Source organism: Methylobacterium sp. WL18 (genome assembly GCF_008040015.1).
GTDB lineage: Bacteria > Pseudomonadota > Alphaproteobacteria > Rhizobiales > Beijerinckiaceae > Methylobacterium > Methylobacterium mesophilicum.
Window position 1 is genome coordinate 1 of the sequence record NZ_VRVD01001203.1, and the last position, 665, is coordinate 665.

1 protein-coding gene is annotated in these 665 nt (G+C 75.5%); it reads left to right on the forward strand.

Translation table 11 applies throughout. The features are described 5' to 3' along the window. Positions 1–175 precede the first annotated feature (175 nt). Positions 176–665, forward strand: a 490-nt coding sequence (locus FV228_RS31840) for a PHP domain-containing protein (protein ID WP_147857981.1), incomplete at its 3' end; no start/stop codon positions are given.

The window sequence follows — 665 nt, forward strand, 5'->3', positions numbered from 1 at the left end:
CGCCCGGCGCGCCCGCCGCCGACAGGGACGCAGATGCGGCGAACGGGGGCGCCCCCGGCCAGGCCCGGGACTATTACCGGGTCGAGTGCGCGGCCGGCCGAAGGCTCTGGCTGTACCGGGACGGGCCGCACGCCCCCGGCCGGCCTGCCGCCTGGTTCGTCCACGGGGTGTTCCCGTGAGCGATCCCGCCTACGCCGAGCTCGCCCTGACCACGAATTTTTCGTTTTTACGCGGCGCCTCGCATCCGCAGGAATACGTCGTGCAAGGCGCGGCCTACGGGCTCGCCGCGATCGGGGTCGCCGACCGCAACACCGTGGCCGGGGTGGTGCGGGCCCATGCGGCGGCCCGGGCCCTCGAGGCGGAGGGCGTGGCGATCCGCGTCCTGCCGGGCGTGCGCCTCGTCACCGAGGACGGGTTCGAGGCCGTGACCTATCCGGTGGACCGGCAGGCCTGGGGGCGCCTCTGCCGGCTGCTCACCCGGGGCAACCGGCGCAGCCGCAAGGGGGATTGCCGGTTCTCCTTCGCCGAGATGCTGGAGGCCGCCGAGGGGCAGATGTTCATCGCGATCCCGCCGGGCCGGCGCCCGCGCCCCCCGGACGGTTTTTTGGGTCGGCTCGAAGCCCTGGCTGCGGCCGCCCCGGGCCGGACCTGGCTCGGGGCGAGCC